17 protein-coding genes and 1 pseudogene are annotated in these 26,676 nt (G+C 62.4%); 6 read left to right on the plus strand and 12 right to left on the minus strand.

Annotation, left to right across the window (positions count from 1 at the left end):
- Nucleotides 1-14 precede the first annotated feature (14 nt).
- Nucleotides 15-1,010, minus strand: coding sequence for a catabolite repressor/activator (gene cra, locus PSH84_RS08870; protein WP_122569152.1), 996 nt, complete (start codon nt 1,008-1,010; stop codon nt 15-17).
- Between the two features lie 289 nt (nt 1,011-1,299).
- On the opposite strand from cra, the gene ptsP reads away from it, so the two are divergent.
- The 4 genes and pseudogenes from ptsP to PSH84_RS08890 all read left to right on the plus strand — a co-directional run bounded on the left by ptsP (nt 1,300) and on the right by PSH84_RS08890 (nt 8,603).
- The gene (gene ptsP, locus PSH84_RS08875) at nt 1,300-4,164 is read left to right on the plus strand and encodes a phosphoenolpyruvate--protein phosphotransferase (RefSeq protein WP_122569153.1); all 2,865 of its coding nucleotides are present in this window, start codon (nt 1,300-1,302) and stop codon (nt 4,162-4,164) included.
- Nucleotides 4,164-5,105, plus strand: a complete 942-nt coding sequence (gene pfkB, locus PSH84_RS08880; RefSeq protein ID WP_122569154.1) for a 1-phosphofructokinase — start codon at nt 4,164-4,166, stop codon at nt 5,103-5,105. Before ptsP ends, pfkB begins: the two co-directional genes overlap by 1 nt.
- Before the next feature lie 14 nt (nt 5,106-5,119).
- Nucleotides 5,120-6,869, plus strand: a pseudogene (locus tag PSH84_RS08885) (PTS fructose-like transporter subunit IIB).
- Nucleotides 6,870-7,061: 192 nt separating this feature from the next.
- Complete coding sequence (locus tag PSH84_RS08890; protein ID WP_305482663.1) at nt 7,062-8,603, plus strand: alkaline phosphatase D family protein; 1,542 nt, start codon at nt 7,062-7,064, stop codon at nt 8,601-8,603.
- Between the two features lie 153 nt (nt 8,604-8,756).
- Here the strand turns inward: PSH84_RS08890 and PSH84_RS08895 are convergent, their stop codons facing one another.
- The 6 genes from PSH84_RS08895 to PSH84_RS08920 all read right to left on the minus strand — a co-directional run bounded on the left by PSH84_RS08895 (nt 8,757) and on the right by PSH84_RS08920 (nt 17,267).
- A complete protein-coding gene (locus PSH84_RS08895) occupies nt 8,757-11,282 on the minus strand; it encodes a PepSY domain-containing protein (protein ID WP_305483163.1) in 2,526 nt (841 codons plus the stop codon).
- Between the two features lie 874 nt (nt 11,283-12,156).
- Complete coding sequence (locus tag PSH84_RS08900) at nt 12,157-13,320, minus strand: type III PLP-dependent enzyme (RefSeq protein ID WP_122569159.1); 1,164 nt, start codon at nt 13,318-13,320, stop codon at nt 12,157-12,159.
- 478 nt (nt 13,321-13,798) lie between these two features.
- Nucleotides 13,799-14,956 (minus strand): osmoprotectant ABC transporter ATP-binding protein OsmV, encoded by a 1,158-nt coding sequence (locus PSH84_RS08905; RefSeq protein ID WP_122569160.1) that lies wholly within the window; start codon nt 14,954-14,956, stop codon nt 13,799-13,801.
- Nucleotides 14,953-15,606, minus strand: coding sequence for an ABC transporter permease (locus PSH84_RS08910; RefSeq protein WP_305469705.1), 654 nt, complete (start codon nt 15,604-15,606; stop codon nt 14,953-14,955). Before PSH84_RS08910 ends, PSH84_RS08905 begins: the two co-directional genes overlap by 4 nt.
- A 15-nt stretch (nt 15,607-15,621) precedes the next feature.
- Complete coding sequence (locus PSH84_RS08915) at nt 15,622-16,524, minus strand: glycine betaine ABC transporter substrate-binding protein (RefSeq protein ID WP_122569162.1); 903 nt, start codon at nt 16,522-16,524, stop codon at nt 15,622-15,624.
- Nucleotides 16,525-16,550: 26 nt separating this feature from the next.
- The gene (locus PSH84_RS08920) at nt 16,551-17,267 is read right to left on the minus strand and encodes an ABC transporter permease (protein ID WP_305469707.1); all 717 of its coding nucleotides are present in this window, start codon (nt 17,265-17,267) and stop codon (nt 16,551-16,553) included.
- 334 nt (nt 17,268-17,601) lie between these two features.
- Between PSH84_RS08920 and PSH84_RS08925 the strand changes: the two genes are divergently transcribed.
- Entirely contained in the window at nt 17,602-19,185 is a 1,584-nt protein-coding gene (locus tag PSH84_RS08925; protein WP_122569164.1) for a peptide chain release factor 3, read from the plus strand.
- 1,424 nt (nt 19,186-20,609) lie between these two features.
- On the plus strand, nt 20,610-20,849 hold the full coding sequence (locus PSH84_RS08930; protein WP_122569166.1) for a hypothetical protein: 240 nt from the start codon (nt 20,610-20,612) through the stop codon (nt 20,847-20,849).
- Between the two features lie 197 nt (nt 20,850-21,046).
- Here the strand turns inward: PSH84_RS08930 and PSH84_RS08935 are convergent, their stop codons facing one another.
- The 5 genes from PSH84_RS08935 to PSH84_RS08955 form a co-directional block, all read right to left on the minus strand.
- Nucleotides 21,047-22,027, minus strand: coding sequence for a peptide ABC transporter ATP-binding protein (locus PSH84_RS08935; protein WP_305469711.1), 981 nt, complete (start codon nt 22,025-22,027; stop codon nt 21,047-21,049).
- The gene (locus PSH84_RS08940; protein WP_122569169.1) at nt 22,027-22,995 is read right to left on the minus strand and encodes an ABC transporter ATP-binding protein; all 969 of its coding nucleotides are present in this window, start codon (nt 22,993-22,995) and stop codon (nt 22,027-22,029) included. Before PSH84_RS08940 ends, PSH84_RS08935 begins: the two co-directional genes overlap by 1 nt.
- A 10-nt stretch (nt 22,996-23,005) precedes the next feature.
- A complete protein-coding gene (locus PSH84_RS08945) occupies nt 23,006-23,917 on the minus strand; it encodes an ABC transporter permease subunit (protein WP_053118415.1) in 912 nt (303 codons plus the stop codon).
- Nucleotides 23,918-23,927: 10 nt separating this feature from the next.
- A complete protein-coding gene (locus PSH84_RS08950) occupies nt 23,928-24,938 on the minus strand; it encodes an ABC transporter permease subunit (RefSeq protein WP_014336601.1) in 1,011 nt (336 codons plus the stop codon).
- A 74-nt stretch (nt 24,939-25,012) separates the two neighbouring features.
- A complete protein-coding gene (locus PSH84_RS08955) occupies nt 25,013-26,608 on the minus strand; it encodes an ABC transporter substrate-binding protein (RefSeq protein WP_305469713.1) in 1,596 nt (531 codons plus the stop codon).
- Nucleotides 26,609-26,676 lie beyond the last annotated feature (68 nt).

Consider the following 26,676-nt stretch of genomic DNA (forward strand, 5'->3'; position numbering starts at 1 on the left):
ATCCTGAAGAAACGTCAGCCCTGGTGGATCCGCTGCTTGAACGTCCGCGCGATGGCCTGCACGCCAGGCTGGTAGTCATCGTTTTCGATGGCCGCCAGGGCCAGTTCCAGGGCTTTGGCGGCGATCAGCTGATGTTGTTGGGACATGGCATTGACCGGCAGCGGCAGGAAATCCAGCAATTGCGTGTCACCAAACGTGCCCAGGCGCAGCGGACGCGTCTTGAGCGGGAAATCGTGCAGGGCGTCGAACACCCCTTGCAGCAGCACGTAAGATGTCGTGATCAGCGCATCGGGCAGGTGCCCCAGGCGCGCGAGCATTTCATCCATCAACTGACGACCGCATTCACGGCTGAACGACTCGCCATGCTCGATCAGCACCTGGCCCTCGAACCCAGCCAGGGCTTCGCGAAAACCGGCGGCCCGTTCCTGACTGATGCTCAATTCGGGGCGGGCGCTGATCAAGGCGATTTGCCGCGGGTGGGTTTCCAGCAGGCTGCGCGTCAGGTGTAGGCTGGCCTGGCGGTCGTCGCTGATCACCGAGCAGAACCGCGCCGGTTCCATCACCCGGTCGATGGCGATGATCGGAATGCCCTTGGCCTGCAATTGCAGGTAGCTGTCGTCGCCGGCCGGCAGGCAACTGGCGACGATCAGCGCATCGCAGCGCCGGGCGCGGAACAATTGCAATAGCTGCCGCTCACTGTCGGGCGCATCATCGGAACTGGCGATCAGCAACTGATAGCCCCTGGCCCGTGCGCCTTGTTCCAGCAACTTGGCGATGCGGGCGTAACTGGGGTTTTCCAGGTCTGGCAGGATGAAGCCCAGGGTCCGCGTATGCCGGCTGCGCAGCCCGGCGGCCTGGGGGTTGGGCGTGAAGCCGTGTTCCTCGACCACCGCCCGCACCCGTTCGACGGTGGCGCTGCTGATGCGTTGCTGTTCGGCCTTGCCATTGATGACATAGCTGGCGGTGGTCACGGACACACCGGCCAATTGGGCAATATCACTGAGTTTCAACCCGGTTTTCCTTGTTTTTTCGAGTTAGCCCCGACGATAAGGGCCATCCTACCCGATTCAAGCCGACGGTTACCGTCCAAGCGCTTACGACAAGTTGCACTTCAACGATGAGAGATTATCGAGTAACGTGCCAATCTTTCTAGATTAAACGTTTCAGCAAGCGTATTTTCAAGGCTAGCAGGATTTTTGGCCGTGCTGCCGCGATACCGCCAAAAGCCGTCCTGTAACGCTAAGCTGATTCATTCAAAACAATACCTGGCGCCAACCCGGTCGCCAAAAAGGAGAAAGCATGCTCGAGCTCACTCTAGAGCAGATATCCATGGCGCAGACGGCTGTGGATAAAGACGCTGCACTGCAACTGCTCGCCGACAAACTGGTGGCCGATGGCCTGGTGGCTGAGGGTTACCTCGCCGGCTTGCAGGCTCGCGAAGCCCAGGGTTCGACCTTTCTTGGCCAAGGTATTGCTATCCCCCACGGCACCCCGCAGACCCGCGACCTGGTCTATTCCACCGGCGTGCGCCTGCTGCAATTCCCCGAAGGCGTGGACTGGGGCGATGGTCAGATTGTCTACCTGGCCATCGGCATTGCTGCCAAGTCCGACGAACACCTGCGCCTGTTGCAACTGCTGACCCGCGCCCTCGGCGAGACGGACCTGGGCCAGGCCCTGCGCCGTGCCGGCTCCGCCGAAGCCTTGCTGAAGCTGCTGCAAGGCGCGCCGCAGGAACTGGCCCTGGATGCCCAGATGATCGGCCTCGGTGTGTCGGCTGACGATTTTGAAGAGCTGGTATGGCGCGGCGCTCGCCTGTTGCGCCAGGCCGATTGCGTGAGCAACGGCTTTGCCGGCGTGTTGCAGCAAGTCGATGCGCTGCCCCTGGGCGATGGCTTGTGGTGGCTGCACAGCGAGCAGACCGTCAAGCGCCCGGGCCTGGCGTTCGTCACCCCGGACAAACCCATCCGTTACCTGGGCCAACCCTTGAGCGGTCTGTTCTGCCTCGCCAGCCTCGGCGAGGCCCACCAGGCCTTGCTGGAACGGCTCTGCGCCTTGCTGATCGAAGGCCGTGGCCACGAACTGGGCCGCGCCACCAGCAGCCGCAAGGTGCTGGAAGTGCTCGGCGGCGAATTGCCCGCCGACTGGCCCAGCGCGCGCATCGGCCTGGCCAATGCCCATGGTCTGCACGCACGTCCGGCGAAGATCCTCGCCCAGTTGGCGAAAAGTTTCGAAGGCGAAATCCGCGTACGCATCGTCGACGGCCAGGACAGCGCCGTGTCGGTCAAGAGCTTGAGCAAGCTGTTGAGCCTGGGCGCCCGTCGCGGCCAGGTCCTGGAATTCATCGCTGAGCCGAGCATTGCCGCCGATGCGTTGCCGGCACTGTTGGCGGCCATTGAAGAAGGCCTTGGCGAAGAAGTTGAACCACTGCCGCCACCGAGTGCGCCACGGGAAACCGTGATGGCGGAAGTTGCGACCGTCATGCTGGCGCCCGAATCCGGCAGCCTGATCCAGGCCGTCGCTGCCGCCCCGGGCATCGCCATCGGCCCGGCGCATATCCAGGTCTTGCAGGCCATTGACTATCCACTGCGCGGTGAGTCGGCAGCCATCGAGCGCGAGCGCCTGCAGAACGCCTTGAACCAGGTGCGCCAGGACATCCAAGGCCTGATCGAGCGCGCCAAGGCCAAGGCCATCCGCGAGATCTTCATCACCCATCAGGAAATGCTCGACGACCCGGAGCTGAGCGACGAAGTCGACACCCGCTTGAAGCTGGGCGAGAGCGCGCAGGCAGCGTGGATGGGCGTGATCGAAGCCGCCGCGAAAGAGCAGGAAGCCTTGCAGGATGCCTTGCTGGCCGAACGCGCCGCCGATCTGCGAGACGTCGGCCGTCGAGTGCTGGCGCAACTGTGTGGCGTCGAAACCCCGAACGAACCCGAGCAACCCTACATCCTGGTGATGGACGAAGTCGGCCCGTCCGACGTGGCTCGCCTGGACCCGGCCCGTGTGGCAGGGATTCTCACTGCCCGTGGCGGTGCCACCGCCCACAGCGCCATCGTCGCCCGCGCCCTGGGCATTCCGGCGCTGGTGGGCGCCGGTGCGGCGGTGTTGCTGCTGGCACCGGGCACCTCGTTGCTGCTGGACGGCCAGCGCGGCCGCCTGCACGTAGACCCTGACGCCGCCACTTTGCAGCGCGCCAAGGAAGAGCGCGACACCCGCGAACAGCGCCTCAAGGTCGCCGCGCAGCAACGTCACGAACCGGCAGTGACCCGTGACGGGCATGCCGTGGAAGTGTTTGCCAACATTGGCGAAAGCGCCGGTGTCGCCAGTGCGGTGGAGCAGGGCGCCGAAGGCATTGGCCTGTTGCGCACCGAACTGATTTTCATGGCCCACAACCAAGCGCCGGACGAAGCGACCCAGGAAGCCGAATACCGCAAGGTGCTCGATGGCCTGGCCGGTCGGCCGCTGGTGGTGCGAACCCTGGACGTGGGCGGCGACAAACCGCTGCCGTACTGGCCGATCGCGAAAGAAGAAAACCCGTTCCTCGGCGTACGTGGCATCCGCCTGACCTTGCAACGTCCGCAGGTGATGGAAGCGCAACTGCGGGCCTTGTTGCGCTCGGCTGACAACCGGCCGCTGCGAATCATGTTCCCGATGGTCGGCAGCGTCGATGAGTGGCGCCAGGCCCGGGCCATGACCGAGCGCCTGCGCCTGGAAATCCCGGTGGCGGACCTGCAACTGGGGATCATGATCGAAATCCCGTCCGCCGCGTTGCTGGCGCCGGTGCTGGCCAAGGAAGTCGACTTCTTCAGCGTCGGCACCAACGACCTGACGCAATACACCCTGGCCATCGACCGTGGTCACCCGACCCTCTCGGCCCAGGCCGATGGCTTGCATCCGGCCGTGCTGCAACTGATCGACATCACCGTGCGTGCCGCCCATGCTCATGGCAAGTGGGTCGGTGTGTGTGGCGAACTGGCGGCCGATCCGCTGGCGGTGCCGGTGCTGGTAGGCCTGGGCGTGGACGAACTGAGCGTTTCGGCCCGCAGCATTGCCGAGGTCAAGGCGCGGGTCCGCGAGTTGAGCCTGGCGCAAGTACAAACCCTGGCCCAAGCGGCCTTGGCCGTGGGCAGCGCCGATGACGTGCGCGCATTAGTGGAGGCGCTGTAATGGCGAAGATTCTTACCCTGACCCTCAACCCGGCGCTCGACCTCACGGTGGAGTTGGCGCGCCTGGAGCCGGGCCAGGTCAACCGCAGCGACGGCATGCACGCCCACGCCGCCGGCAAGGGCGTGAACGTGGCCCAGGTGTTGGCCGATCTCGGCCATACGCTGACGGTCAGTGGCTTTCTGGGCGAAGACAATGCCCAGGTGTTCGAGACGCTGTTCGCCCAGCGGGGTTTTGTCGACGCCTTTATCCGCGTCCCCGGCGAAACCCGCAGCAACATCAAGCTGGCCGAGCAGGACGGGCGCATCACTGACCTCAACGGGCCGGGCCCGGTGGTCGACGCCGCCGCACAGCAGGCCTTGTTGGCGCGACTGGAGCAAATCGCCCCCGGCCATGACGTGGTCGTGGTGGCGGGCAGCTTGCCCCGGGGCGTCAGCCCGCAGTGGTTGCAGGCATTGATCACCCGCTTGAAGACACTCGGCCTGAACGTGGCCCTCGACACCAGTGGCGAAGCCTTGCGCGTTGCCCTGGCGGCGGGGCCGTGGCTGATCAAGCCGAACACCGAGGAACTGGCCGATGCGCTGGGTTGCGAGGTGGTGAGCGAAGTGGCCCAGGCACAAGCGGCTCAGCGCCTGCATGCCCAGGGTGTCGAGCATGTGGTGATTTCCCACGGTGCCGATGGCGTGAACTGGTTCAGTGTCGGTGCGGCGCTGCATGCCTCGCCACCCAAGGTCAGTGTCGCCAGTACCGTGGGTGCCGGGGATTCGCTGCTGGCGGGCATGCTCCACGGCCTGCTCAGTGCCGACACGCCGGAGCAGACGCTGCGCACCGCCACGGCCATCGCCGCCATGGCGGTCACGCAGATCGGTTTTGGCATCCACGACACCGCGTTGCTGGCGTCGCTTGAACAGGGCGTGCGCGTGCGCCCCCTGACAGAACAATAAGAGGGTTCGCAAGAATGAAACTAGCCATTGTGACGGCCTGCCCGAACGGCATGGTTACCAGTGTGTTTGTGCGCCCGCCTGCTGGACGCCGCGGCGCAGCGCCAAGGTTGGAGCACCAGTGTCGAGGTCCATGACGCGGCCCATCCGGAACGCCAGTTGTCGGCCGCGACACTCGAAGCGGCCGAGTGGGTGTTGCTGGTCGCCAGCGGCCCGGTGGACGTGTCGCGGTTTGTTGGTAAGCGGGTGTTCCGCAGCACACCGGCCCTGGCTCTTCAGGACGTTGATGCGGTGCTGCGTCGCGGCGCCGCCGAAAAGGCTGAGGTTCTGGGCGAGGCCGACGTATTCGCGCAAGAACCGGCGACTTCGACCGAGCGCGCTCCACGCCTGGTTGCGATCACGGCTTGTCCGACCGGCGTCGCCCACACTTTCATGGCTGCCGAAGCCTTGCAGCAGGCGGCGGCGCGCTTGGGTTACGACCTGAAGATCGAAACCCAAGGCTCGGTGGGCGCGCGTAATCCGTTGAGCCCCGAGGCAATCGCCGAGGCCGATGTGGTACTGCTGGCGACTGATATCGAAGTCGCCACCGAACGTTTTGCCGGCAAGAAAATTTATCGTTGTGGCACCGGCATTGCCTTGAAACAGGCCGAGGCCACGCTGAAAAAAGCCTTGGCCGAAGGGCGGCAGGAAAGCGCGGCGAGTGGTGCCGCCTCGGGGCCGGCGAAAGCGGAAAAAAGCGGTGCCTACAAGCACCTGCTGACGGGCGTGTCGTTCATGCTGCCGATGGTGGTGGCCGGTGGTTTGATGATCGCTTTGTCGTTTGTGTTCGGCATCGAGGCCTTCAAGGAGCCTGGAACCCTGGCGGCCGCGCTGATGCAGATTGGCGGCGAAACCGCGTTCAAATTGATGGTGCCGCTGCTGGCCGGCTACATCGCCTATTCCATCGCCGACCGGCCAGGCCTGGCGCCAGGCATGATCGGCGGGTTGCTGGCGAGCACTCTGGGTGCTGGCTTCATTGGCGGGATCATCGCCGGTTTTCTCGCCGGCTACGCGGCCAAGGCGATCAACCGCTACGCGCGTTTGCCCCAAAGCCTGGAAGCGCTCAAGCCGATCCTGATCATTCCGCTGCTGGCGAGCCTGTTCACCGGCCTAGTGATGATCTACATCGTCGGCAAACCGGTGGCGGGCATGCTCGACGCTCTGACCCACTTCCTCGACAGCATGGGCACCACCAATGCGATTCTGTTGGGTGTGTTGCTGGGGGCGATGATGTGCGTCGACCTCGGCGGACCGATCAACAAGGCTGCCTACGCGTTTTCGGTGGGGCTGCTGGCTTCCCAGAGTTATGCGCCGATGGCCGCGGCCATGGCCGCCGGCATGGTGCCGCCCATTGGCCTGGGCATCGCCACGTTCATCGCCCGACGCAAATTTGCCCAGACCGAGCGCGAGGCCGGTAAAGCGGCGCTGGTGCTGGGTCTGTGCTTCATTTCCGAAGGCGCGATCCCGTTCGCGGCCAAGGATCCGCTACGGGTGATCCCGGCCAGCATTGCCGGCGGCGCGCTGACTGGTGCGCTGTCGATGTACTTCGGCTGCAAGCTCATGGCCCCCCACGGCGGCCTGTTCGTGATGCTGATTCCCAACGCCATCAACCATGCGTTGTTGTACCTGCTGGCGATCGTGGCGGGGAGCCTGCTGACGGGGGTGGCGTATGCGCTGCTCAAGCGGCCTGAGGTGGTGGAGATGGCGTTGGAGCCGGCGAAGGCCTGATTTAAGTCACACCACCCTACCTGTGGGAGCGAGCTTGCTCGCGATAGCGGAGTGTCAGACCACATTTTTGTCGGCTGATACACCGCTTTCGCGAGCAAGCCCGCTCCCACAGTGGTTTTGGGGTGTCATAAAATTTCTGTCACAGCCACTTCACAGAGCCATGCTTAAGTTTCCCTATTTGGGGAGAACACCATGAGCGAATTCGACCTGGGCCGTCGTCGTGTGATGCAAGCCGTGGGGGCGGGGTTGTTGTTGCCGGGGCTGGCGCCGGCGGTGATCGCTTCGATCAAGGATCGTCCGCTGCTCACCGACGGTGTGCAGTCCGGCGACTTGCAGGGCGACCGGGCGATGATCTGGAGCCGCAGCGACCGTCCGGCGCGGATGGTGGTGGAGTGGGACACCCGCAGCAAATTCAGCAATCCGCGGCGTGTCGTTTCGCCCATGGCCGACGCCCGCAGTGATTTCACCGCCCGGGTCGAACTCACCGGGCTGCCCCGCGACCAGGCGATTTTCTACCGTGTGCATTTCGAAGATGCCCAGAGTGGTGTCGCCAGCGAACCCTGGCTCGGCCACCTGCGCAGCGTGCCGCAGTTCAAGCGCAACATCCGTTTCGTCTGGAGTGGCGACACCGTCGGCCAGGGCTTCGGGATCAACCCGGACATCGGCGGCATGCGCATCTACGAAGCCATGCGCCTGCGCCTGCCGGATTTCTTTATCCACAGCGGCGACACTATCTACGCCGACGGCCCGGTGCCGGCGCAAATCACCGCCGAGGGTGGGCGCATCTGGCGCAACCTCACCACCGACGCCAAGAGCAAGGTCGCCGAGACGCTGGATGAGTATCGCGGCAACTATCGCTACAACCTGATGGACGAAAACGTACGCCGTTTCAATGCCGAGGTGCCGCAGATCTGGCAGTGGGACGACCATGAGGTGGTCAACAACTGGTCGCCGGGCAAGCAACTGGACGAGCGTTACCAGACCAAGTATATCCACAGCCTGGTGGGGCGTGCGCGCCAGGCCTGGCTGGAATACGCGCCGATGCGCCGGCAGAAGGCCGACGGCGGTGGACGGATCTACCGCAAGCTCGGTTACGGGCCGCTGCTGGATGTGTTCGTACTGGACATGCGCAGTTACCGCGAAGCCAACGACGCCAACCTCGGCGTGGCCAAACCGTTCCTGGGGCGTGAGCAATTGAATTGGCTCAAGCGCGAATTGAAGCAATCCCGTGCCCAGTGGAAAGTCATTGCCGCCGACATGCCCATTGGCCTCGGTGTGCCGGATGGTGAGGTCAGCCCCGGCGTGCCGCGTTGGGAAGCGGTCGCCAACGGTGACCCGGGCCCGGCCCAGGGGCGTGAACTGGAGCTCGCCGAACTGCTGGGTTACCTGCGCAAACATCAGGTGCGCAACTACGTCTGGCTCACCGCGGACGTGCACTATTGCGCCGCCCATCACTACCACCCCGAACAGGCCGCCTTCCAGGATTTCGAACCGTTCTGGGAGTTCGTCGCCGGGCCGTTGAACGCCGGCAGCTTCGGGCCCAATGCCCTGGACAAGACCTTCGGCCCGGAAGTGGTGTTCCAGAAAGCTCCTCCGGCCCAGAACACCTCGCCGTTTGCCGGGTATCAGTTTTTTGGCGAGGTGAACATCGATGGGCCGAGCGGGGAGATGAGTGTGGTGTTGCGGGACCTGGAAGGTGTGGCGGTGTTCGAGAAGAAGTTACAGCCGGTTTGACTGTCAGTCGCGCCAGGAGCCTCTGTGGGAAAAGCCTCTGTGGGAGCAAAGCTTGCTCGCGATAACGGTATATCTGTCAATAAATGGCTGACTGAAAGTCCGCTATCGCGAGCAAGCTTTGCTCCCACAAGGGGTACTTAAAATGGGTGTCTGTCAGTAGACATCCCGCCGATACCGCCCCTGCTCGATCAGTCGCTCCACTTCTTCGCGCCCCAGCACGTTGTTGAGCACGTGGTCCACCCCGGATGCCATGCCCTGCAGGCTGCCACAGACGTAGATCACCGCGCCGTCGGCCAGCCATTGCTTGAGCAGCGCGGCCGATTCCAGCAGGCGGTCCTGGACGTAGACTTTCTGCTTCTGATCCCGAGAGAAAGCCAGGTCCAGGCGTTCCAGGTCGCCGGAGGTCACCCATTCCTGCAGCTCATCGCGGCAGTGGAAGTCGTGTTCGCGGTTGCGTTCGCCAAACAGCAGCCAGTTGCGCTGCATACCCTCGGTGACGCGCGCCTTGAGCAGGCTGCGCAGGCCCGCCAGGCCGGTGCCATTGCCCAGCAGGATCATCGGCACGCCCTGGGGCGGCAGGTGGAAGCTGCTGTTGCGGCGCAGCCGCAGGCTGATGGCGCTGCCCAGCGGTGCGTGTTCGGTCAGCCAGCCGGAACCCACGCCCAGGCTGCCGTCGGCGTGACGTTCCTGACGCACGATCAGCTCCAGCACGCCGTCGGCCGGGATCGAGGCGATGGAGTATTCGCGGATCGCCAGCGGTGCCAGCGCATCCACCAGTGCCTGGGCATGCAGGCCGACCAGATGGGCGCGGTTTTCCGGCAACTGGCGGGTCGCCAGGGCCTGGTCGAGGCTCTGGGGCAGGCCGTCGACTTGCACGCGCGCCTGGCCGGAGAGGCCGAGGCCATCGAGGAAATGTTCGATGACCCACAGGTCATTGCGCGGCAGGATTTCCACCAGGTCACCGGCCAGCCAACTGCTCGGCCCGGGGGCGCTGAGGCCGAGCAGGTACACGCCCGAGCCGCTGCTGTCGGGGTTGAGCAGGGTGCGTTGGCTCAGTGTCCAGTTTTCGAAACGGGGCGCCTGCCAGGTCTCTGCGGGCGCCTGGCCGGTCAGTTCGGCCAGTTGTTGTTGCCAGTGACGCAAGGCGTAAGGATCGCCGCTGTCGACTTCCACCGGCGCGAACAGGGTCTTGCCGCCGTGTTCCGCCAGCCAGGCGTGCAGACGCCGGGCGAAGCCGCAGAAGTGTTCATATTGCCGATCGCCCAGGCCCAGCACCGAATACTGCAAGCGCTCCAGGCTCAAGGCCTGGCCCAGCACCTTGCGTTCGAAGCCACGGGCACTGTCCGGTCCTTCGCCGTCGCCAAAGGTGCTGACGACAAACAGCGCGTGGGTGGCGTTGTTCAGGTCTTGCTCGCGAACACCGGCCAATGGCTGGACGTTCACGGGCAAGCCGGCGGCCTGGAGTTGGCCGGCGGTCTGCCAGGCCAGTCGCTCGGCGAAACCGCTTTGGCTGGCGAAGCCGATCAGCCAAGCCGGCGCATTGGTCGGGTTGGCACTCAGGGCCTGGCGGGCGTTTCTGGCGTGGCGTTTCTTGCGACGACGGTCCAGGTACAGCAACCAGCCGGTGATGAAGAACAGCGGCATGGTCAGCGCGGCGACGGTCACCAGGATCCGCCCGACCAGGCCGAAGTAACTGCCGATATGCAGGGCATAGACACTGGTCAGCAACTGCGCCTTGAGGCTCTTGTCGCTGTAGCGGCTGTGCCGACTGATGACGCCGGTAGCCGGGTCGAGAGTGAGCTGGTTCAGCGCCCGGTCGTGGGGTGCATTGTTCAGCAGGTAAAACACGGTCGCCGGCTGCCCGGCCACGGGCGGCATGCGCACGTTATAGGCGGACAGGCCCGGGCCGGCGGCGCTGTAGATGCTGCTCCACATGGCCCGGTAATCGGCCACGGGCAGTGGGCCGCTCGGCGCCGGGCCGCGATTGCGCACCCGTTCCTCTTTCGGCGAATCGGAGAGCAGGCGGGTCACGCCTTTGTTGTACCACTCGTAGGACCAGGTCAGCCCGGTCAGTGCCGCCAGCAGATAAAACACCAGGCACCAGGTGCCCGCCACCGAGTGCAGGTCCCAATTGAAGCTGCGGCCTTTCTTCCGCCAGTCGAGGGTCAGCCACGCGCGCCAGCTTTTCCATTGGCGCGGCCAACGCAGGTACAGCCCGGACAGGCAGAAGAACACCAGGATCAACGTACAGGCCCCAGTGATTTGCCGGCCCACGTCATCCAGGGTCAGGACGCGGTGCAGCCTGAGCATCAGGGCAAAGAAGTCCTGGCCGGTCACCTCACCCATGAACTGTGCGGTATAGGGGTTGAAATAGCGCATGGCGCCACGTTTTTCCCCAGGAGGCGCCGCGAAAATCACCCGCGCGGCGTTGCCGCTGTCGGTCTCGACCCAGAGCATGGCGACGGTCTTGCCGGAAGCGGCTTCGATCTGCTCCACCAGCTCGGCGGGCGGCAAAACGCCGGCCGGTTGCTTCTCGACCGTCAGCACCTGCGGGTTCAAGGCCCGCAGAATTTCATCCTGAAACGACACCACCGCCCCGGTAACGCCCATCAACGCCAGGACCAGCCCGGCACTGATGCCGAAAAACCAGTGCAACTGGAACAGGGTTTTCTTCAACACGTCGCCCGCCTTGTTCATCTAATACTGTTCATCACGGTGCGCATTATGCCGTGTGTTATCGAGAAGCATTCATAAACACACCGAAAAGCCCCGATCATTTGCATGAACGGGCAGGCGACGAATCCTGTGGGAGCGAGCTTGCTCGCGAAGGCGTCATGTCAGTTACACGTCTATCAACTGACACTCCGCTATCGCGAGCAAGCTCGCTCCCACACTGGATCTTCAGCAGGCACTATATCCATGTGCACCCAGAGTCCCTTTGTGGGAGCGAGCTTGCTCGCGATGAGGCCGGCACATCCAACATCTTCATTGACTGAACCACCGCTATCGCGAGCAAGCTTTGCTCCCACAGATCCGATGGGTGTACGACCGGGAGAGCCAGGTCGGCTGTCAGGCCGCCTCGCGAGCAAGCTTTGCTCCTACAGATCTGATGGGTGTACGACCGGGAGAGCCAGGTCGGCTATCAGGCCGCCTCGCGGTGGACGTTGATCTCGGGCGCCCCGTTAACCACGCTGGCCGAACGCAGGCATTGTGGAGTGGGCATCCCGGCATGGATGCCGGGATAGCCGCGCTGGGCCATGGATGGCCCTTCGCGGCGGGCCCACGGAGCAATGCCGGAGTGAGGGCACACCGAGCCTAGGCGAGGTGCCGAGTGGTGGGGCAGAAGCGCTTTGGTTACTTTCGCGTTTTTCGAAAGTGACCCGCCGTAAGGGCGGAACCATAAGCCGCCGTTACCGAAATAACGGATATACACACCAACCGCACGGCAAAATAACCCTCTCAAAAACCCCAAAAAAAACGGCGCTTTCCATTTCTGAAAAAAGCGCCGTTTTTATTACGCAACAGAACTACAAAGGTTCAAGCCCCAAGCGCATCACACGTAAAACGATTTCAGCGGCGGAAAGCCATTGAACTCCACCGCGCTATAGCTAGTGGTATAAGCCCCAGTCGACAACCAGTACAGCCGATCCCCAATAGCCAGGTTCAACGGCAAGCCGTACTTGTAGTTCTCATACATGATGTCAGCGCTGTCGCAGGTCGGCCCGGCGATGACCACTTCTTCCATCTCACCTTTCTTCTCGGTCCAGATCGGAAACTTGATGGCTTCGTCCATGGTTTCGATCAGGCCGGAAAACTTGCCCACATCCGTGTACACCCAACGCTCGACAGCGGTACGGGACTTACGCGCCACCAACACCACTTCGCTGACCAGGATACCGGCGTTGGCGATCAACGAACGGCCCGGCTCCAGGATGATTTCCGGCAGGTCGTCACCGAAGTCTTCCTTGAGGAAACGGATGATTTCCTCGGCGTAGGTCTCCAGGCTGTTGGTGCGGGTGATGTAGTTGGCCGGGAAGCCACCGCCCATGTTGATCAACTGCAGAACGATGCCATCCTCTTCTTTCAGGCGTTCGAAGATCACCTTGACCTTGGCGATGGCGGCGTCCCAGACGCTGATGTCGCGCTGTTGCGAGCCGACGTGGAACGAAATGCCGTACGGCACCAGGCCCAGGTCGCGAGCCAGGATCAGCAGGTCCATGGCCATGTCGGTCTGGCAGCCGAACTTGCGCGACAACGGCCAGTCAGCGGTGGTCGAGCCTTCGGTGAGGATCCGCACATAGACTTTCGAGCCCGGCGCGGCCTTGGCGATGTTGCGCAGGTCGGCTTCGGAGTCGGTGGCATACAGGCGCACGCCCTTCTCGTAGAAGTAGCGGATGTCACGGGATTTCTTGATGGTGTTGCCGTAGCTGATCTGCTCCGGGCCCACGCCACGGCTCATGACCTTGTCCAGCTCATAGATCGAGGCGATGTCGAAGTTCGAGCCTTTTTCCTTGAGCAGGTCGATGATTTCCACCGCCGGGTTGGCCTTGACGGCGTAGTAGACCTTGGCGAATTCGAAACCGGCGCGCAGGTCGTCATAGGCCTGGGAGATCATCGCGGTGTCGATCACCACGAACGGGGTTTCCTGCTTGTCGGCGAACGCTTTCATTTTCTGGAAGGTTTCGCGCGCGAAATAATCTTCGACCTGGATCGACATACTTGGGACTCCTACTGGCAAACATCAGGATCAATGGGTGTGGAGGCTAGCAGCCTTCGTGAACGTCCTCCGTATCCCCACTTTGGTTCGCCTACTTCCCAAGGCATGTCGCCGAAAGCAAAAAGGCCATGGGATGCGTGATTCCCTTGGCCTTGCTGTCTCGTCGTCAGTACTTGAGCCGGATGGATCGTTTCCAGCATGGACGTTCGGCGCGAACTTTAGGGCGTGAGGGGCCTGAGATCAACTAAAAATGTCGCGTTTTTGCACACATCCGTCGTGCGGCCCGCGACAGCTCATGATGTAACCGACCTGCGTGACAGATTGATGTTCCCGTTGAAGTTGTTTTTGAGGTGTTTCAGGGGTATTTGTGCAGCCCCATTCGCGAGCAAGCCCGCTCCCACACTGGGCTGTGTTCAAGCACAAATTGCCGGTCGATGCAGATCTAATGTGGGAGCGGGCTTGCTCGCGAAGGCGTCAGTCAGGCCAACGCTGTCTCGGCCGGCGAGACAATGCTGGTCTTGCCCCCACGGGACTTACCGGAACTCAGGTACTCGGCAATCGACTCCTGGGTCACCTCACCGAGGAACACCCGTTCGGCATCCAGCACCGGCAGCCACGAACGGTTGAACTCGTACATGCGCGACAGCAGGATCCGCAGGTGTTCGTCGTAGGCGGCAGTGGCGTTGAATTCGCGCAGGTATTGGTCGCACGTGCCGGTCTGGCGATGCAGGTCGCGACGGCGTACATAGCCCAGGGCCTTGTTCTCGGCACAGGTGACCACCACGTAGCGCCGGTCATGCTCGTCCATCAACTCCAGCGCCTCACTCACCGGCGTTTCGGGGCTGACCGACGGGGCGTTGTCGGCGGCGTCTTCGGCCTTGACCAGCAACAGGCGCTTGAGCGTGCTGTCCTGGCCGACGAAGTTGCTGACGAACTCGTCGGCCGGATGCGCCAGCAACGTGTCCGGGTGATCGCACTGGACCAGCTTGCCGGCGCGGAAGATCGCGATCTTGTCCCCCAGCTTGATGGCCTCGTCGATGTCGTGGCTGACCATGATCACGGTCTTGTTCAGCGCCCGCTGCATTTCGAAGAACTCGTTCTGGATCATCTCGCGGTTGATCGGGTCGACCGCGCCGAAAGGTTCGTCCATCAGCAACAGCGGTGCATCGGCCGCCAAGGCCCGGATCACGCCGATCCGCTGCTGCTGGCCGCCGGACAGTTCACGGGGGTAGCGATGCAGGTACTGCTTGGGTTCGAGCTTGATCATGCTCATCAATTCGCGGGCGCGGTCGTGGCATTTCTGCTTGTCCCAGCCGAGCAGGCGCGGGACGACGGTGATGTTTTCCTCGATGGTCATGTTCGGGAACAGGCCGATCTGCTGGATCACGTAGCCGATGTTACGGCGCAGGGTCACTTCGTCCAGGCCGGTGGTGTCTTCGCCGTTGATCAACACCTTGCCCGAGGTGGGTGGGATCAGCCGGTTGATCATCTTCAGCGTGGTGCTTTTGCCACAGCCCGACGGCCCGAGGAACACGCAGATCTCGCCTTCGTTGACGGTCAGGTTCACCGAGTCCACGGCCTTGACGTCTTTGCCGTTGCTCTTGAAGGTTTTGCTGAGGTTTTGAAGTTCGATCATTTGAGAAGTCCTTTAGGAGTCAGCGAGCGTTGCAGCCATTGCAGAAGCAGGTCGGCGAAGATGGCCAGGAGACTGACCAGCACGGCGCCGACGATCAGCATCGACATGTCGCTGCGGCTGATGGAAGCGAGGATGAGCACGCCCAGGCCACCGGCGCCGATGGTGGCGGCGATGGTCATGACGCCGATGTTCATGACCACGGCGGTGCGTACGCCGGCCAGGATCACCGGCACGGCGATGGGCAGTTCGACCATGCGCAGGCGCTGGACGAAGGTCATGCCGATGCCGCGGGCGGCTTCACGGATGCCCGGTTCTACGCCGGTCAGGGCCAGGTAGGTGTTACGCATGATCGGCAACAGCGAATAGAGAAACACTGCGGTGATCGCTGGCATTGGCCCCAGGCCCTGGCCGAACTTGGAATAGAACGGCAGCAGCAGGCCGAACAGGGCAATCGACGGAATTGTCAGCAGCACCGTGGCGCTGGCCTGCAAGGGGCCGGCGAGCGCCGGGAAGCGGGTCATGAAAATGCCCAGCGGCACACCGACGATAATCGCCAGGGTCACGGCGATGCCCACCAGGGTGATGTGCTGCCAGGTCAGGTGCAGCACCAGCGGCCAGTCCAGATGGGAAAAGGCGTCAAGAAAATCCATGGCTTTTCCTCCAGGTCATTGGGTTGAGAGCAGCGAATGTTGGCGCAGGAAATCGGCGGCAACGGCGGAGGGGCTTTCATGATCGACGTCCACGCGGGCGTTGAGCTGGCGCATGGTTGCGTCGTCGAACAGTTCGGTCAGGGGCTTGAGCTGCGCAGCCAGTTGTGGGTGCGCGTCGAGGAACACCTGGCGTACTACCGGCGCGGCGGTGTAATCGGGGAAGTAATGCTTGTCGTCTTCCAGCAACTTCAGTTTGAAGGCGTTGAGCCGGCCGTCGGTGGTGTAGACCAGGCCGGCGAACACCTGACTGTTGCGCAGGGCGGTGTAGACCAGGCCTGCGTCCATCTGCCGGATATTCTTGCGGGTGAGGTTCATGCCGTACTGCTCGACCATGCCCGCCAGGCCGTCGGAACGGTTGGCGAACTCGGTGTCCAGGGCCACCAGATGATTGTCATCGGCTTCGGCTTGCAACACCGTGTTCAATTGGCTGATGGTGTTGATTTGCGGATATTTCTGCGCAACCTTTTCCGGCAGGGCCAGGGCGAAGGTGTTGCTGAATTTCGACGGTGCGAGCCAGACCAGGCCTTTTTTGGCGTCGAGTTCTTTCACCCGGGCGTAGGACTGGGCGCTGTCGAGTTTTTCCGTGACATGGTTGTAGGACACCAGCGACACGCCGGTGTATTCCCACAGCATGTCCAATTGCCCGGTCTCATGGGCACTGCGGGCCAGGGTGCTGCCCAGGCCGCCGGTGATTTGCGCGTCATAACCTTTATCGCGCAGGTATTGCGCGGTGATTTCCGCCAGCAGCGTCTGTTCGGTGAACACTCGGGCGCCGAGGCGGATCAGCGGTTTTTCAGCCGCTTGGGCGAACCCTGCGAACAGCAGGACACAGCCCAATATCAAGCTCAACTTCTTCATAAACGATTTCCTTTATCCAGCCGGGCTTATGACGGTCGCAGACCGCGTTCCAGCCAGAGACGGCTGGCCAGTGTCACCAGGCCGTCGAGCAGCAGTGCCAAGAGGGCGGTGCAGGCCGCGCCGAGCAGCAGCTGCGGCTGGTTGTTCAAGGCGATGCCGGGGAAGATCAGGCTGCCGAGGCTGTTGGCGCCAATCAGGAACGCCAGGGGCGCGGTGCCGACGTTGATCGCCAGGGCTACGCGCACGCCGCCGACGATGATCGGCACGGCGTTGGGCAATTCGACTTTCCACAGCACCTGGCGCGGGGTCATGCCGATGCCGACGGCGGCTTCCTTGAGGGAGCCCTGTACATTCTTCAGGCCTTCATAGGTGTTGCGCACGATGGGCAGCAGCGAGGCGAGGAACAGGGCGAAGATGGCCGGCCCGCTGCCGATGCCCAGGATACCCAGGGCGATGGCCAGCACGGCCAGGGGCGGCACGGTATTGCCGATGTTGAACACTTGCATGAAGCGTTCGGCGCGCCCGACCAGGCCAGGGCGGCTGAGGGCGATGCCGGCGGGGATGCCGACAATCAGGGCCGCCAGCATGGAGGCCAGTACAAGCATCAGGTGCGCTTGCAGGTAAAACAACAGATCGTCGCGGTAATGTTGGATCGTATCGATGCCGATCCAGTGGACCAACAGGGCCAGGAGCGCGACGACGACCGCACCCCCGATAAGCCCTTTGCCATAGCGGATAGCCACAGGCGGACTCCTTTTTGTTTCAGTCGGCGCACGCAGTCCCGTGTGGCAGGCCATTGCTGGCTGTCGGGACAAGACGTTCGCGAGAAGCAGCTCTTTTCGATGCCGGTAAAACGGCAGATAAATCGAGCCATGAGCGCAGCCTCGTCAGGCTAACTTGCTGATTTTTCAGACCCTGACGAATAGCCGTAACAGGGTGGTGGACGCCTCCACGCGGCGAAAGGTTCCCATGCTGGGCAATATCTGGCCACCCTTGATGTGCTCAACGGTTCGGTTCCTGGTTCAAGTTGAGCTATAATCGCCGCCCTTTTTTGAATCACCTGCCAGGCGATTTCCCATGACCAAACAGGCCGCCGAAGTCGCGAAACGCCGCACTTTCGCCATTATTTCCCACCCCGATGCCGGTAAGACCACCATCACCGAAAAGCTCTTGCTGATGGGCAAGGCGATTGCGGTCGCTGGCACGGTGAAATCTCGCAAGTCCGACCGCCATGCCACCTCCGACTGGATGGAAATGGAAAAACAACGGGGTATTTCCATTACCACGTCGGTCATGCAATTCCCGTATCGCGATCACATGATCAACCTGCTCGACACCCCGGGCCACGAAGACTTCTCCGAAGACACCTACCGCACCCTGACCGCGGTGGACTCGGCCTTGATGGTCCTCGACGGCGGTAAAGGCGTCGAGCCACGGACCATCGCGCTGATGGATGTCTGCCGTCTGCGGGACACGCCGATCGTCAGCTTCATCAACAAACTCGACCGCGACATCCGTGACCCGATCGAACTGCTCGACGAGATCGAAGCGGTCCTGAAGATCAAGGCGGCGCCGATCACCTGGCCGATCGGTTGCTACCGCGACTTCAAGGGCGTGTACCACCTGGCCGACGACTACATCATCGTCTACACCGCCGGTCACGGGCACGAGCGCACCGAAGTCAAGATCATCGAGAAGCTCGACTCCGACGAGGCCCGCGCGCATCTGGGCGACGAGTACGATCGTTTTGTCGAGCAACTGGAACTGGTACAGGGCGCCTGCCACGAGTTCAACCAACAGGAATTCCTCGACGGCCAACTGACCCCGGTGTTCTTCGGGACCGCCTTGGGCAACTTCGGTGTCGACCATGTGCTCGACGCCGTGGTCGATTGGGCCCCGCGCCCACTGCCACGTGTCGCCAACGAGCGCACCGTGGAACCGGTGGAAGAGAAGTTCGCAGGCTTCGTGTTCAAGATCCAGGCGAACATGGACCCCAAGCACCGCGACCGCATCGCCTTCATGCGCATCTGCTCCGGCAAATACGAAAAAGGCATGAAGATGCGCCACGTGCGCACCGGCAAGGACGTGCGCATCGGCGACGCCTTGACCTTCTTCTCCTCGGAACGCGAACAACTGGAAGAAGCCTTCGCCGGTGACATCATCGGCCTGCACAACCACGGCACCATCCAGATCGGCGACACCTTCACCGAAGGCGAAGCCTTGGGCTTCACTGGTATCCCGCACTTCGCCCCGGAACTGTTCCGCCGCGTCCGCCTGAAGGACCCGCTCAAGTCCAAGCAACTGCGCCAGGGCCTCCAGCAACTGGCCGAAGAGGGCGCCACCCAGGTGTTCTTCCCGGAGCGCAGCAACGACATCATCCTCGGTGCCGTCGGTGTGCTGCAGTTCGACGTCGTCGCCAGCCGTTTGAAAGAGGAATACAAGGTTGAGTGCTCTTATGAGCCGATCACCGTGTATTCCGCCCGTTGGGTCGAATGCGGCGACAAGAAAAAGCTCGAGGAATTTTCCAACAAGGCCGTGGAAAACCTCGCGCTGGATGGCGGCGGTCACCTGACCTACCTGGCGCCCACCCGGGTCAACCTGGCGCTGATGGAAGAGCGCTGGCCGGATGTGAAATTCCGCGCGACGCGTGAGCATCACTAAACGCTGAGCTGCAAATCAAAACCCCCGTTGCGAAAACAGCGGGGGTTTTTTATGGCTTGTCCCGTGCCCTGAACATAGATAACTCACTGTGGGAGCGAGCTTGCTCGCGATAGCGGTGGGTCAGCTTGCCTGGATGTTGGATGTGCCACCGCCATCGCGAGCAAGCTCGCTCGCACACTGGATCTTCAGCGGGCAAAAAATTTGTGTCCGGCACAGACCCCTCTGTGGGAGCAAAGCTTGCTCGCGATAGCGGCGGGTCAGCTTGCCTGGATGTTGGATGTGCCACCGCCATCGCGAGCAAGCTCGCTCCCACACTGGATCTTCAGTGGGCAAGAAATTTGTGTTTGGCACAGATCCCTCTGTGGGAGCAAAGCTTGCTCGCGATAGCGGCGGGTCAGCTTGCCTGGATGTTGGATGTGCCACCGCCATCGCGGGCAAGCCCGCTCCCACATTGGATCTTCAGCGGGCAAAAAATTTGTGTCCGGCACAGATCCCCTGTGGGAGCGAGCTTGCTCGCGATAGCGGTGGGCCAGCTTGCCTGGATGTTGAATGTGCCACCGCCATCGCGAGCAAGCTCGCTCCCACACTGGATCTTCAGCGGGCAAGAAATTTGTGTTCGGCACAGATTCCCTGTGGGAGCAAAGCTTGCTCGCGATAGCGGCGGGTCAGCTTGCCTGGATGTTGGATGTGCCACCGCCATCGCGAGCAAGCTCGCTCCCACACTGGATCTTCAGCGGGCAAGAAATTTGTGTTCGGCACAGATCCCCTGTGGGAGCGAGCTTGCTCGCGATAGCGGTGGGTCAGATTGCCTGGATGTTGGATGTGCCACCGCCATCGCGGGCAAGCCCGCTCCCACATTGGATCTTCAGCGGGCAAAAAATTTGTGTCCGGCACAGATCCCCTGTGGGAGCGAGCTTGCTCGCGATAGCGGTGGGTCAGCTTGCCTGGATGTTGGATGTGCCACCGCCATCGCGGGCAAGCCCGCTCCCACACTGGATCTTCAGTGGGCAAGAAATTTGTGTTTGGCACAGATTCCCTGTGGGAGCGAGCTTGCTCGCGATAGCGGCGGGTCAGCTTGCCTGGATGTTGGATGTGCCACCGCCATCGCGGGCAAGCTCGCTCCCACACTGGATCTTCAGCGGGCAAGAAACTTGTGTTTGGCACAGATATCTCTGTGGGAGCAAAGCTTGCTCGCGATAGCGGGGAGCGTTGAATGTACTGGTGCCATCGCGGGCAAGCCTTGCTCCCACACGGGCTCCAGGTGTTAGTAGATTTGGAGATAATACTTATTCGAAACCAATCTGTCGGGCAGGGGCATTTCTGGTGGTTCGACAGCGTCCTATCTGGTGAACCGGCCTGTTCAGAACTAGATTTTCTTGAGCGCCGTCAGGCCCCGGCTTTATCCGGAAAAGAAGGAATTGGCTATGAATAAGCTGCTACGCATGATGTTTTTACTGAAGGTGTTGGTGATGCTGTCCCTGGGGTCTACGGCTGTGTGGGCGGAATGCGATGAGCATGAGAAGCACGCGGCGAGCGGACAGGTGGCCCAGGGTGAGTTGATGCTGGCCGCGACTGAAGAACAGCAGCCTGGCGATCAAGACAATGACGACTCGACGATTGATGATGATCCCGATGCCGACGATGAAGGTGATAGCCAGACTTAGATTCAGGTAAAAGAAAACCCCTTCCGCCTGATCGATGCTTGATCGGGCTGAAGGGGTTTTTTTTCATCTTCGTTGCATGACTCGTGGCGAGGGAGCTTGCTCCCGCTGGACTGCGCAGCAGGCCCAAAAAAGAGGGTCCGCTGCGCTGCCCAGCGGGAGCAAGCTCCCTCGCCACGGTTTATCGCAAGTGCCGGCTGTTACGCCGCGCCTTCGAGGAATTGCTCCGCGTAGTGACACGCCACCTGCCGGTTATCGAGCAAGCGCAATGCCGGTTCTTCGGTTTTGCAGCGCTCGGTGGCGTACGGGCAGCGCTTGTGGAAGGCGCAGCCGGACGGCGGGTTGAGCGGGTTGGGCAGTTCGCCGACGATTTTGATCTTCGGCTTGTTCGGGTCCGGGTGGATGGTCGGGGTGGCCGACAGCAGCGCCTGGGTGTAGGGGTGCAGCGGGCGGCTGTAGATGTTCTCGTTGGGGCCCATTTCCACCGGGCGGCCGAGGTACATCACCATCACGTCGTCGGCCACATGCTGCACCACCGCCAGGTTGTGGGAGATGAACACGTAGGCGGTGTTGAATTCCTGCTGCAAGTCCATGAACAGGTTCAGCACCTGAGCCTGGATCGACACATCCAGCGCCGACGTCGGTTCGTCCGCCACCAGCACCTTGGGTTGCAGCATCATGGCGCGGGCCAGGGCGATGCGTTGGCGCTGGCCGCCAGAGAACATGTGCGGGTAGCGCTGGTAATGCTCGGGACGCAAGCCCACCTGCTTCATCATCGCCTGGACTTTTTCCCGCCGCTCGGTGGCCGACAGGTTGGTGTTGATCAGCAACGGCTCGGCCAGTTGATCACCGATTTTCTGCCGCGGATTAAGGGACGCATAGGGGCTCTGGAACACCATCTGCACGTCCTTGCGCAATTGCTTGCGTTCGGCCTTGTTGGCGCCGGCCACTTCCTGGCCGGCGATTTTCAAGGAGCCGGCGGACGGTTCTTCGATCAGCGTCAGGGCCCGGGCGAGGGTGGATTTGCCGCAACCGGATTCACCGACCACGGCCAGGGTCTTGCCGGCTTCGAGTTCGAACGACACACCGTTGAGGGCGCGCACGGTCGCATGGCCCTTGAACATGCCACGGGACACTTCGTAATGACGGGTCAGGTCACGGGCGGTAAGTACGACGGCCATCACGCCACCTCCTGGTTCAACGGGTAGAAGCAGCGGGCGAGGCTGTTGGATTTCGGATCGAGGGCCGGGCGTTGTTGACGGCAGTTGTCCTGCACGTACGGGCAGCGCGGCGACAGCAGGCAGCCTTGCGGACGGTCATAGCGACCGGGGACGATGCCGGGCAAGGTCGCCAGGCGTTCGGCGCCCATGCTGTGTTCTGGAATCGCCGCCAGCAGCGCTTCGCTGTAGGGGTGGGCCGGAATGTCGAACAGCTGCGGCACCTGACCCACTTCCACGGCTTGGCCGGCGTACATCACGCACACGCGCTGGGCGGTTTCAGCCACCACGGCCAAATCGTGGGTGATCAGCACCAGGCCCATGTTTTGCTCTTTTTGCAGGGCCAGCAGCAGGTCCATGATCTGCGCCTGGATGGTCACGTCGAGGGCGGTGGTCGGTTCGTCGGCGATCAGCAGCTTTGGCTCGCCGGCAATCGCCATGGCAATCGCCACGCGCTGGCTCATGCCGCCGGACAGTTGATGCGGGTAGGCGTCCATGCGGCTGGCGGCGCCGGGGATCTCGACTTTTTCCAGCAGCTCGATGGCGCGCTTTCGGGCGGCCTTGCCGGACATCTTCAGGTGCAGGCGCAGCACTTCTTCGATCTGGAAGCCCACGGTGTAGCTGGGGTTGAGCGCGGTCATCGGATCCTGGAACACCATCGCCAGGTCCTTGCCGACGATCTGCCGGCGCTGGCGGTTGCTCAGCTTGAGCATGTTCTTGCCGTCGAAGTTCAGCGCATCGGCGGTGACGATGCCGGGATGCTCGATCAGGCCCATCAGCGCCATCATGGTCACGGATTTACCCGACCCCGATTCGCCGACGATCGCCAGGACTTCGCCTTTTTCCACGCTCAGGTCCAGGCCGTCGACCACCGGCACGGCGGTGGCGTCGCCGAAGCGGACATTGAGATTCTTGATTTCTAGCAGTGACATGGGAATCTCCTCAGGCGGCATTCTTGAGTTTCGGGTCCAGCGCATCGCGCAGCCCGTCGCCCATCAGGTTGATTGCCAGCACGCTGAGCAAAATGGTCAAGCCAGGCAGGCTCACGACCCACCAGGCGCGTTCGATGTAGTCGCGGGCCGAGGCCAGCATGGTGCCCCACTCTGGGGTGGGCGGCTGCACGCCAAGGCCGAGGAAGCCCAGGGCGGCGGCGTCGAGGATGGCCGAGGAAAAGCTCAGGGTCGCCTGGACGATCAGCGGTGCCATGCAGTTGGGCAGCACGGTGATGAACATCAGGCGCGGCAGGCCGGCACCGGCCAGGCGCGCGGCAGTCACGTAGTCGCGGTTCAGTTCGCCCATCACGGCGGCGCGGGTCAGGCGCACGTAGGACGGCAGCGACACGATGGCGATGGCGATCACGGTGTTGATCAGGCCTGGGCCGAGGATGGCGACGATCGCCACGGCCAGCAGCAGCGAAGGCAGGGCGAGCATGATGTCCATCAAACGCATGATGGTTGGGCCGAGCAAGCGCGGGAAGAAGCCGGCGAACAGCCCCAGCAGGATGCCAGGGATCAGCGACATCACCACCGACGACAGACCGATCAGCAGCGACAGCCGCGAACCCTGGATCAGGCGCGACAGCAAGTCGCGGCCCAGTTCGTCGGTGCCCAGCAGGAACTGGATCTGCCCGCCTTCAAGCCAGGCCGGCGGCGTCAGCAGGAAGTCGCGGTATTGCTCGCTCGGGTCATGGGGCGCGACCCACGGCGCGAAGATCGCGCAGAACACGATCAGGATCATGAACAGCAGCCCGGCCACGGCGCCCTTGTTGCGGGAAAACGCCTGCCAGAATTCTTTGTACGGGGACGGGTACAGCAGGCTTTGATCGACTGCTACCGCGGTAGTTGGAGTACTCATGGTTTTGATCTCAGCGCTGGTGACGGATGCGTGGGTTGGCAAAGCCGTAGAGGATGTCCACGACGAAGTTGACCAGAATCACCAGGCAGGCGATTAACAGGATGCCGTTCTGCACCACAGGGTAGTCCCGGGCGCCGATGGCTTCGATCAGCCACTTGCCGATGCCCGGCCAGGAGAAGATCGTTTCGGTCAGGACAGCACCGGCCAGCAGCGTGCCGACTTGCAGGCCGACCACGGTCAGTACCGGGATCAGTGCGTTGCGCAGGCCATGCACGAACACCACGCGCGACGGCGACAGGCCCTTGGCGCGGGCGGTACGGATGTAGTCTTCACGCAGCACTTCGAGCATCGAGGAGCGGGTCATGCGGGCGATGACCGCCAGCGGAATGGTGCCCAGCACGATGGCCGGCAGGATCAGGTGATGCAGCGCATCGAGGAACGCGCCCGGCTCGTCGGCCAGCAGCGTGTCGATCAGCATGAAGCCGGTTTTTGGTTCGATGTCGTAGAGCAGGTCGATCCGCCCCGACACCGGCGTCCAGCCCAGGGACACCGAGAAGAACATGATCAGGATCAGGCCCCACCAGAAGATCGGCATCGAATACCCCGCCAGGGAGATGCCCATCACCCCATGGTCGAACAGGGATCCTCGCTTGAGTGCCGCGATCACCCCGGCCAGCAGGCCCAGGATACCGGCGAACAACAGGGCGGCCATGGACAGTTCCAGGGTCGCGGGAAACAGGGAGCTGAACTCGGTCCATACGCTTTCACGGGTACGCAGCGATTCGCCGAGATCGCCGTGGGCCAGTTTGCCGATGTAGTCCAGGTACTGGGCATACAGCGGTTTATTGAGGCCAAGGCGTTCCATTGCCTGTGCATGCATTTCGGGATCGACCCGACGTTCGCCCATCATCACTTCCACGGGGTCGCCGGGGATCATGCGAATCAACGCGAAGGTCAGCAAGGTGATGCCGAAGAACGTGGGGATCAGTAATCCCAGTCGGCGGGCAATAAAACTAAACATCTTCAGGTGTACCTCATCAGCCGGTTAGGCGTGCCCGGTAGCCCTCGGATAAGGGATACCGGGCGTTTTCTTATCTACTTCACCTGGGTGGTGGCGAAGTTGTTGGTGGTGAGCGGGCTGATCACATAGCCCTCTACGTTGTTGCGCATTGCAGTGAACATCCGGGTGTGGGCCATGCTGATCCACGGTTGGTCCTGGTTGAAAATCACCTGGGCCTGTTCATAGAGCTTGGCGCGCTCCTCGGGGTTCACTGTGGCGCGTGCCTGGTCGAGCAGCGCCTGGAATTTCTCGTTGCACCAGCGCGCGTAGTTTTCGCCGTTCTTGGCCGCCTCGCAACTGAGCATAGGCGTCAGGAAGTTATCCGGGTCGCCGTTATCACCCGCCCATCCGGCGGACACCATATCGTGTTCGCCGTTTTTCGCGCGCTTGAGCATTTCGCCCCATTCCATCACGCGGATGTCGACTTTGATCCCGACCTTCGCCAGGTCCGCCTGCATCATCTGCGCGCCGAGCATCGGGTTGGGGTTGGTCGGGCCGCCGCCGTTGCGGGTGAACAGGGTGAACACGGTGCCTTCCGGCACGCCGGCTTCCTTGAGCAACTGGCGGGCTTTGTCCAGGTCGCGGGTCGGGTTCTTCAGGTCGTGGTTAAAACCCAGCAGGGTTGGCGGGTACGGGTTGACCGCCACGGTGGCGTTGCCTTTGCCGAACAGCGCGTTGACGTAGGCTTCCTTGTCGAAGGCCAGGTCGATGGCTTTGCGCACCCGCACATCGCTCATGTATTTGTGACTGGTGTTCAGGGCGGTGTAGGAGACAGTCATCGCGTCCAGTTCAGTGACCTTCAGGTTCGGGTCTTTCTTGATGCTGGGGATGTCATCGGGTTTGGGGTACAGCGCGATCTGGCACTCGTTGGTCTTGAGTTTCTGCATGCGCACGTTGTTGTCGGTGGCGATGGCCAATACCAGGGCATCGGCCGGCGGCTTGCCACGGAAGTAGTCCGGGTTGGCCTTGAAGCGCACCTGGGCATCTTTGTTGTAGCGCTGGAAGACGAACGGCCCGGTGCCGACCGGCTTGCTGTTGAGGTCGCCAGCCTTGCCTGCCTTGAGCAACTGGTCGGCGTATTCGGCCGGGTAGATCGAGGAGAAGGCCATGGCGATGTCGGCCAGGAACGGCGCTTCGCGGCGGGTCAGGCTGAACTTGACCGTGTGCTCGTCGACTTTCTCGACGCTTTTGAGCAGTTCCTTGAAGCCCATGCTTTCAAAGTAGGGGAAGCCCACGCTCGACAGTTTGTGCCACGGGTGGTTCGGGTCCAGCTGGCGCTGGAAGCTCCAGACCACGTCGTCGGCGTTCATGTCGCGGGTCGGCTTGAAGTATTCGGTGGTGTGGAACTTGACGCCCTTGCGCAGGTGGAAGGTATAGGTCAGGCCATCGTCACTGATGTCCCAGGATTCGGCCAGGGCCGGAATCACCTCGGTGGTGCCGGGCTTGAAGTCGGCCAGGCGATTGAAAATGGTTTCCGCCACGGCATCGGCGGTGACTGCAGTCGTGTACTGGACCATGTCGAAGCCTTCCGGGCTGGCTTCTGTGCAAACCACCAGGGGTTTGGCCGTGGCGCCAACGGCGACGCTCAGCAGCGCGGCGGCGATGGCGGCGCGTAGGGGAATCATGTTCATCGTCAATCCTCTGCAATCGGGTCAATGGCAAAAGACCGGGCGGGCGACCTTGTGAGTCGACCGCCCGG

It is taken from the genome of Pseudomonas beijingensis, assembly GCF_030687295.1.
Lineage (GTDB): Bacteria > Pseudomonadota > Gammaproteobacteria > Pseudomonadales > Pseudomonadaceae > Aquipseudomonas > Aquipseudomonas beijingensis.